Source organism: Streptomyces humi (assembly GCF_001005085.2).
Lineage (GTDB): Bacteria > Actinomycetota > Actinomycetes > Streptomycetales > Streptomycetaceae > Streptomyces > Streptomyces humi.
This window is the reverse complement of the sequence record NZ_LBMU02000136.1, coordinates 63,654-71,696: the sequence shown is the minus strand read 5'-3', so window position 1 is coordinate 71,696 and position 8,043 is coordinate 63,654. Positions and strand designations below refer to the sequence as shown.

The window sequence follows — 8,043 nt, the reverse complement described above, 5'->3', positions numbered from 1 at the left end:
TGTCGTACCGGCTTGATGTCGTACCGGCTTGATGTCGTACCGGCTTGATGTCGTACCAGCCTGCTGGAAGCGGACAGTACGACCGGCCGAGCGGCCGACGACATGTGAGGGAGAGCCAGGACTGCGGAGCCCGGCATGGCGCGCGCACCCATGGTCTCGGCGATGCTCCTGTGACACATGGACGCCCGCCCGCACCCACGCCCCTCGGGAGTCCTGGGCGTGGTGACGGCTGTCGTGGGCGTGGGTGACGTCCAGGATCAGCCGCCGTCCGTCAGCACATGGTGGTGCCACCTACCTCGCGGCTTGAAAATGTGTTGGTGACCCACATGTCTCACCGCGTGAGTCCTACCTACCGTGTTCGGCCATGGACAGCACCAAGGGCTCCCACGAGGGCTCGCCCCAGCATCCCGACCGCGGCGACGGCACCGGGCCCGGCCTGGCCTCGAGCCGGTTTCTCGCCGGCCGCAAGGTTCTCGTCACCGGTGCGGCCAGCGGGATCGGCTGGGCGTGCGCGGAGGCCTTCGCCGCTGCCGGCGCCCAGGTCTACGTGGTGGACCGGGCCGCCGAGGCCGCCAAGGAGGTGGCCGCGGCGGTCGACGGTATCGCCGTCGTGGCCGACCTCGCGCATGCCGAGGCCGTGGACGCGTTGCCGGACGACGCCGACATCGTGGTCAACAACGCCGGTCTTCAGCACGTCGCCCCAGTGCACGAGTTTCCCCCGGAGCGGTTCGCACTGATCCAGCGAGTCATGGTGGAGGCCCCGTTCCGCATCCTGCGCCGCACGCTGCCCCACATGTACGCGCAAGCCTGGGGCAGGGTCGTCAACATCTCCTCGGTGCACGGTCTGCGGGCCAGCCCCTACAAGTCGGCGTACGTCACGGCCAAGCACGCGCTGGAGGGCCTGAGCAAGGTGGTCGCCCTGGAGGGCGCCGCACACGGTGTGACCAGCAACTGCGTCAACCCCGGCTACGTCCGCACGCCGCTGGTCGAGAAGCAGATCGCCGACCAGGCGCTCGCCCACGGCATCTCCGCGGCGGAGGTGATGGACCAGGTGTTCCTGGAACGCACCGCGATCAAGCGCCTGATCGAGCCGGCCGAGGTCGCCGAGGCGGCCCTGTGGCTGTGCTCCGAACGCAGCGGATACCTGACCGGCAGCTCGATCCCTCTGGACGGCGGCTGGACGGCCCACTGAAACCCCGTCAGCCGGTGCGCCTCACCGGCGCACCGCATGCGCCGCCCTGCCGGCGCACCGCAACCGAACCGACTCCTCCGGAAAACGGTGACACCCATGCCCAGCGCTCACAACGCCGTGAACGACCCAGCCGCCTCCAGAAGCCCGAGCGGACTGCGCAAGATCGTCGCGGCCAGCCTGATCGGCACGACCATCGAGTGGTACGACTACTTCCTCTACGGCTCGGCCGCCGCCCTGGTCTTCGGCCGCGTCTTCTTCCCCGAGTCGGACCCGCTGACCGGCACCCTGCTCTCCTTCCTCACCTACGCCATCGGCTTCGCCGCCCGCCCGATCGGCGCCGTGGTCTTCGGACACTTCGGCGACCGGCTCGGCCGTAAGAAGCTGCTGGTGATCAGCCTGCTGATGATGGGGCTGTCCACCGCCCTGATCGGCTGCGTCCCCGGTTACGACACCATCGGCGTCGCCGCTCCCGTGCTGCTGACCGTCCTGCGTCTCATCCAGGGCTTCGCCCTCGGCGGCGAGTGGGGCGGCGCGGTGCTGCTGGTGTCCGAACACGGCGACGCGAAGCGGCGCGGCTTCTGGGCGTCCTGGCCACAGGGCGGCGCACCGGCCGGCAACCTGGTCGCCGTCGGCGTGCTCTCCCTGATGACCACCGTGCTCAGCGACGACGCGTTCAACACCTGGGGCTGGCGCGTGCCGTTCCTGCTCTCCGCCGTACTGGTCATGATCGGTCTGTGGATCCGGCTGTCCGTCGACGAGTCGCCGCTGTTCAAGGAGGCGCTGGCCAAGGCCGAGCGGCGCAAGGCGGAACAGCGGGCCGAACAGCCGCCGTTCGTCGCGGTCGTACGCGACCACTGGCGGGACATCCTGGTCGCCATGGGCGCCCGCATGGCCGAGAACATCTCGTACTACGTCATCACCGCGTTCGTCCTCACCTACTGCGTGGACCACCTGGGCATCGACAAGCAGACGTCGCTGAACGCGGTGCTCATCGGCTCGGCCGTGCAGTTCTGCCTCATCCCGCTGTTCGGGGCGCTGTCCGACCGGGTCGGGCGCAAGCCCGTGTACCTGGTGGGCGCGGTCGGCGTCGGCCTGTGGTCGTGGGCCTTCTTCGCCCTGCTCGACACCAGGTCGTTCCCCGCGCTGGTCCTGGCCGTCACCGTGGGGCTCATCTTCCACAGCGCCATGTACGCCCCCCAGGCGGCGTTCTTCTCCGAGTTGTTCGCCACCCGGATGCGCTACACCGGTGCCTCCATCGGAGCGCAGCTGTCCTCGGTGGCGGCCGGCGCCCCGGCCCCGCTGATCGCGACGGCGCTGCTCGGCTCCTACGGCGACTCCACGCCCATCTCGGTGTACGTCGGGCTGGCCGCCCTGATCACCGTGATCGCCGTCGTCGCCTCCCGTGAGACCCGTGGCAGGGACCTCGCCGCGATCGAACCGGACGGCTCCGCGACACGGGCCGCCGCGGACCGGGAGACGGCCGCGTCCGCCTGACGGCCGACCCCACTGCCCGGCCGATGAGGGCCAGGGCCCTCCCGGCCGGGGAGAGCCCTGGCCCTCATCGGCCGCTTCGCACAAGGCCGTTCCCTTCTCGCCCATACTCCGGTCCCCTACTCCGATCCCCCTGCTCACCCACGACGCGACGGTTGACCGCCCATGCCGCATGAACCCACTCCCGCCACCCGTCATCTGTGCCGGCTGCTCGAACTCCTCGCCGCGGGCGCCTCTGCCGAGGACCTGAGCGCGGTCGCCGTCGAGGCCCGCGGCAGCGGGGCCGTGGCCGAGGATCTCGCGGCGGTCGAGCGGGCCACCGAGACGGCGCTGCGCGTGCGGACCACGCTGCGGCAGCACCGGCGCCGGGAGGCGGAGCTGACCGCGCTGTTCGACACCGCAGGCGACCTCGCGGCCCTGCGCGACCTCGACGCCGTGCTGCACTCCATCGTGCGGCGCGCCCGTATGCTCCTGGGCACCGACACGGCGTACCTCACGCTGCCCGACGAGGAGGCCGGCGACACCTATATGCGTGTCACCGACGGCTCGGTGTCGGAGCTGTTCCAGAACCTGCGCCTCGACCTCGGGGAGGGCCTCGGCGGACTGGTCGCACAGACCGCACGCCCCTACGCCTCCCCCGACTACCGCACCGACGAACGCTTCCTGCACACCGGCAGCATCGACGCCGGGGTCCTGGACGAGGGCCTGGTGGCGATACTCGGCGTGCCACTGCTGCTGGGGTCGGGAAGCGGCGGCCAGGTCATCGGGGCGCTGTTCGCCGCCGACCGCACTCCCCGCACGTTCGCCCCGGACGAGGTCGCCCTGCTGTGCTCGCTGGCCGACCATGCCGCCATCGCCATCGACACCGCCAAGTCGATGGCCGACGCGCGGGTCGCGATGGCCGAACTCGCGGAGGCCAACGCCGTGATCCGGGAGCACTCCGCGGCCATGCAGCGTGCCGAGGAATCGCATGACCGGCTCACCGATCTGGTGCTGCGCGGCGGTGAACTCCAGGACGTGGCCGCCGCCGTGGCCGGTCTGCTGAAGGGGGACGTCGCGGTTCACGACGGTTCCGGATGGCCGCTCACCTCGGTCGCCGTGCACGGTGGCGCGATCGCGGAGGGCCCGGCGGACACCGGCGGTACGGAGGAGGAGGCGGCGGCGCTGGTCGCTGCGGCGGAGAGCTCACGCGCGGCCGCGCACGCGGTGTTCCGTGACGGGCGCTGGGTGTGCGCGGTGCTGGCCGGGCAGGAACTGCTGGGCTGCCTGGTGCTGTTCGGGCGGCCTGACCTCCACGGCCCCGACCGGCGGCTGTTCGAGCGCAGCAGCGTCGTGACCTCGTTGCTGCTCCTGTTGCGGCGTTCGGTGGCGGAGACCGAGAACCGTGTACGCGGCGATCTGCTCACCGACCTGCTCACCGTGCCCGACCGCGACCCGGCCGGCCTGGTGAGCCGCGGCCGCCGCCTCGGCATCGACCTCGACCGGCCCCACCTGCTGCTCGTCGCCCGCTCCGGCGACGCGGTCCGCGAACGGCTCGCGGACGCGGCGGTGCAGTACCTGTTCGGGGGCGGCGGTGTCAGCGCCGAGCACGAGGGCGCTGTGGTGCTGCTGCTCCCGTGCGACGGCACCGGCCCGGGCGAGGCGGCCCGGGGCGCGGCCGGGCAGCTCGGCCAACTCACCGGTGCTCCGGTCACGGTGGCCGGTGCCGGGCCGGCCGCCGGGCCGCGCGGCATCGCCGACGGGCATGCCGAGGCCCTGCGGTGTCTGCGGGCCCTGCATGTGCTCGGCCGCGAAGGACACGGGGCGAGCGTGGCCGAACTGGGTTTTCTCGGTGTGCTGTTGGGTGACCTTCACGACGTGGACGGCTTCGTCACCGCCACGTTGGGGCCGCTGCTGGACTACGACGCTCAGCGCGGCACCCAACTGGTCCGCACCCTGCGCGCCTACTTCGACTGCGGCGGGAGCCTGAGCCGGGCCAAGGAGGCGCTGCACGTGCACGTGAACACGGTCGTGCAGCGCCTGGACCGCGTCCAGGTGCTGCTGGGCCCCGACTGGAACACCCCCGAACAGACCCTGGAACTCCAACTCGCCCTGCGCCTGCATCTCTTGTCGGACGCGTGACGTCGGAGCGCGGGTGGGTGGGCGGCACGGCTCCGGCCGCCCGGGTCACCGGGACGCCGGGACGCCAGGTCACCGGGGCGCCGTATCCGTGGGTTCCCCGGGTTCGTCCACGTCGGCCGCGGCGAGGAGGTGCTGTGCCACGGTCCGGGCGCCCTCGTCGCCGATGATGACGGAGTAGTGGTTGGTGTCGGGCACCGACCGGGTGCGCACCATGGCGGGATCGAGGCCGGCTGCGGCCAGCCGCTGCTCGTCGTACAGGCCCTGCGGCTCGTCCATCAGGCCGCGTGGCGCCCACAGCAGCACGGCGGGCACGGGCAGTCGGTGCACCGCGCCCGACACCTGCGCGCCGAGTTGGTCCACGCCGTCGGTGCGGACCGCCTCCAGGTCGCAGGACGAGCGCAGTTCGGGCTCCTCCCCCACGAGATCACGCTGGATGTAGTCGTCCACCCACGGCGACCAACAGGCGGTGAAGGCCGGATGCGACTTCCAGAACGTGCGGTAGGCCTCGCGGTCCGGGAACGTCATGGACAGCCGTCGCATGGCCGGGCCGAGCACCGCGGTGATCAGTTCGTCGGGATCGAGTCCGGCGGGAACGGGGAAGCCCACGCCGCCGTCCACCAGGAGCAGGGCCCTCACCAGGTGCGGGTGGCGGACGGCGGTCAGGGCCGCGGTGAACGCGCCCATGGAGTGGCCGGTCAGCACCACCCGGCCCACGCCCAGGGCGTCCACCACGGCCGCCATGTCGTCGGCGTGGGCCGCGATGCCGTACGGGCCGGGCACTCCCCCGCTGCGGCCGCGGCCGCGCAGGTCGGGTGCCACCAGGGTGACCCGGCCGGCCAGGTGGTGGGCGACGCGCGCCCAGCTCAGACCGTTGGCCGTGATGCCGTGCAGCGCCAGCACCACCGGCGCGCCCGGGTCGTCGGCAGGCCAGCGCGACACGGCCAACCGCCCGCCGGGCACCGGCACTTGGAACTCCTCGCGCGCCGGTGCCGAGCCGTGCTGACGGGCCGTCGCCCCGTTCTGCGGAGTGGGACTCATGGCGCGGGAACCTCCTCGCGTTCGGCCGCGGCGGGGGACGGGCGGGCGGCGCGCAGGCGGGCCGGGAGCCGGGCCACGCCGCCGGGCAGCAGGTATATCACCGCGACGAACAGGGCGCCGAGCAGGAACAGGGGCTGCGAGAGCGGCACCCGGACCACCGCGGGCAGGCCGGCGACCGTGTCCGAGCCGGCCAGGTCGGTGAGCCTGTGGTCGGCCCAGGTGTAGAGAACGCCTCCGACCGTGGGGCCCCACCGGCTGCCCGAACCGCCCAGCACCACCATCACCAGCAGGGAGAGGGTGAAGTCGGAGGTGGTCGTCTGCGGGGTGGCGCCGCCGGTCAGCAGCAGGTAGACGAGGCCGCCGAGCGCGGCCAGAGTGCCGGCCAGGACGAAGGCGAGGAGCTTGAACCCGTAGGGGCGCAGTCCGAGCACCTCCACCCGGCGCTCGTTCTCCTTGATGCCTTCCCAGACCCGGCCGACGGGTGAGCGGACCGCCCGGTGCACGACGGCGAGCACCACCACCAGGTAGGCCAGGGCGATCCAGTACAGGTTGGCGGTGTGCTCGATGCCGACCAGTGCGGCGGGCAGTCTGTCCGCGGGTGCGGCCCGGCCCTCCTCGCCGCCGGTGACACCGCCGGGGTCGCGCTGCACGAGGATCGACGCGGCCTGCGCGAAGGCGAGGGTGACCATGGAGAATCCGATGCCGCTGACGCGGAGGCTGACGGCGCCCAGCAGGGCGGACAGCGCCGCGCCGGCGAGCAGGCCCAGCAGCGCCGACGCGGCGAACGGCAGGCCCGCCTCGAGCATCACGGTGTTGGTGACGTAGGTGCCCGCGGCGAAGTAGAGGGCGTGTCCGAAGGAGAGCAGTCCGGTGCGGCCGAGCAACAGGTCGTAGCCGGTGGCCAGGCCTCCGAAGAGCAGGCACAGGGCGAGCAGTTGCAGGTTGCCGGGGCCTCCGATCGGGCCGTCGAGCAGGCCGGGCAGCGGCAGCGCGCTGTAGGGCACGGTGAACAGCGCCACCAGGAGCAGGGCGGGCCACCAGCGGGTGGCGCGCCGCAGCCGCCGGGAGCGGGTGTCGAGGGGGTGGCCGGCCGTGCGGGACCGGCCGCGCGGCTGGGTGGCGGTGGTCATGCGAGCCTCCCGGTGAGCCCTCGTGGTCTGACGAGCAGGAGGGCGGCGAGCAGGACGACGACGGCGAGGTCGCCGAGCCCGGCGGTGGTGTAGTAGTTGGCGAACTGCTGGACGAGGCCCACGGCCACCGAGGCCAGCGCGGCGCCGGTGAGCGAGCCCATGCCGCCGGTGACGACGACCACGAAGGCGAAGATGAGCAGGGACGTGCCCTGTTCGGGGTCGACGGAGCCGAAGTAGAGGCCGCCGAGGGCACCGCCGAGGGCGGCCGCCGCACCGCCGATGGCGAAGACCAGGGTGAAGGCCTTGCGCACGTCGATGCCGAGCGCGGTGACCATCGCCCGGTCCTCGACGCCGGCGCGCACCACCAGTCCGTGCCTGGTCCGGCTCAGGAACAGCTTGAGGGCGCCCAGCACGGCCAGCGCCGCGCCGATCAACACGGTTCGGTTGAGCGGCACTTCGGCGCCCAGCACGGCGAAGGTGCCGGACAGTGCCTTCGGTCCGGGGAAGGGACGGGCGTCCGATCCCCAGATCGCGGACAGCAGGGCCGGTACGGCCAGGCCGACACCCACCGTGGCGAGGATCTGCTCGCGGGGGCGGGTGTAGAGCGGGCGGATCACGGCGAGTTCGAGCACCACGGCGGAGACGGTGCCCACGGCCGTACCGAAGACGACGGCGAGGACGAACCCGGCTCCGCCGGAGCCGGCACCGGGCAGGTGGCCGGAGGCGGCCCACCAGGTGCCGTAGGCGCCGACCGAGAGCAGGGCGCCGTGGGCGAAGTTGAGCACGTCCATCAGCCCGAAGATCAGCGACAGGCCGGAGGCGACCAGGAAGTACAGGGCGCCCAGGCCGAGTCCGGTGAAGGTGAGCAGCACGACGGTGGACATCAGGCGTCTGCCTCCGTGGTCCGGGCGGCGGGGCGCGCCGCGGTGCGAACAGGCGAACCGGCGGTCGGGCTCCCGGCGCCACCGGTGCGCCCCGCGGTGCCGGTGCCGCCGATGGCGCCGGTGCCACCTGCGATGCCGATGCTGCCGGTGCCCCCGGCGCCGGTGTCGCCGGTACCGCCGATGGCGC

General features: G+C 72.7%; 6 protein-coding genes. 3 read left to right on the top strand and 3 right to left on the bottom strand.

Features of this window, described 5'->3' with window-relative positions:
- Positions 1 to 364 precede the first annotated feature (364 nt).
- The 3 genes from AAW13_RS42685 (at position 365) to AAW13_RS42675 (ending at position 4,804) form a co-directional block, all read left to right on the top strand.
- Positions 365 to 1,192 carry a 3-hydroxybutyrate dehydrogenase gene (locus tag AAW13_RS42685; protein WP_079179199.1) on the top strand — a complete coding sequence of 276 codons (828 nt, stop codon included), beginning with the start codon at positions 365 to 367 and terminating at the stop codon, positions 1,190 to 1,192.
- Positions 1,193 to 1,288: 96 nt separating this feature from the next.
- Positions 1,289 to 2,686 (top strand): MFS transporter, encoded by a 1,398-nt coding sequence (locus AAW13_RS42680; protein WP_046728031.1) that lies wholly within the window; start codon positions 1,289 to 1,291, stop codon positions 2,684 to 2,686.
- A 162-nt stretch (positions 2,687 to 2,848) separates the two neighbouring features.
- A complete protein-coding gene (locus AAW13_RS42675) occupies positions 2,849 to 4,804 on the top strand; it encodes a helix-turn-helix domain-containing protein (RefSeq protein ID WP_046728032.1) in 1,956 nt (651 codons plus the stop codon).
- A 69-nt stretch (positions 4,805 to 4,873) separates the two neighbouring features.
- Here AAW13_RS42675 and AAW13_RS42670 read toward each other — a convergent pair whose 3' ends face one another.
- From AAW13_RS42670 to AAW13_RS42660, 3 genes are read right to left on the bottom strand one after another with little or no spacing between them, the layout of a single operon-like run.
- Positions 4,874 to 5,842: an alpha/beta fold hydrolase gene (locus tag AAW13_RS42670; protein WP_046728033.1), complete on the bottom strand. Its 969-nt coding sequence runs from the start codon at positions 5,840 to 5,842 to the stop codon at positions 4,874 to 4,876.
- A complete protein-coding gene (locus AAW13_RS42665) occupies positions 5,839 to 6,972 on the bottom strand; it encodes a branched-chain amino acid ABC transporter permease (protein WP_046728034.1) in 1,134 nt (377 codons plus the stop codon). The genes AAW13_RS42670 and AAW13_RS42665 overlap by 4 nt, the downstream gene beginning before the upstream one ends.
- A complete protein-coding gene (locus AAW13_RS42660; RefSeq protein WP_046728035.1) occupies positions 6,969 to 7,856 on the bottom strand; it encodes a branched-chain amino acid ABC transporter permease in 888 nt (295 codons plus the stop codon). The genes AAW13_RS42665 and AAW13_RS42660 overlap by 4 nt, the downstream gene beginning before the upstream one ends.
- Positions 7,857 to 8,043 lie beyond the last annotated feature (187 nt).

Excerpts from the sequence above, each read along its gene's own strand:
- AAW13_RS42685 (WP_079179199.1), top strand. The coding sequence starts at position 365 with ATGGACAGCACCAAGGGCTCCCACGAGGGCTCGCCCCAGCATCCCGAC.
- AAW13_RS42680 (WP_046728031.1), top strand. The coding sequence starts at position 1,289 with ATGCCCAGCGCTCACAACGCCGTGAACGACCCAGCCGCCTCCAGAAGC.
- AAW13_RS42675 (WP_046728032.1), top strand. The coding sequence starts at position 2,849 with ATGCCGCATGAACCCACTCCCGCCACCCGTCATCTGTGCCGGCTGCTC.
- AAW13_RS42670 (WP_046728033.1), bottom strand. The coding sequence starts at position 5,842 with ATGAGTCCCACTCCGCAGAACGGGGCGACGGCCCGTCAGCACGGCTCG.
- AAW13_RS42665 (WP_046728034.1), bottom strand. The coding sequence starts at position 6,972 with ATGACCACCGCCACCCAGCCGCGCGGCCGGTCCCGCACGGCCGGCCAC.
- AAW13_RS42660 (WP_046728035.1), bottom strand. The coding sequence starts at position 7,856 with ATGTCCACCGTCGTGCTGCTCACCTTCACCGGACTCGGCCTGGGCGCC.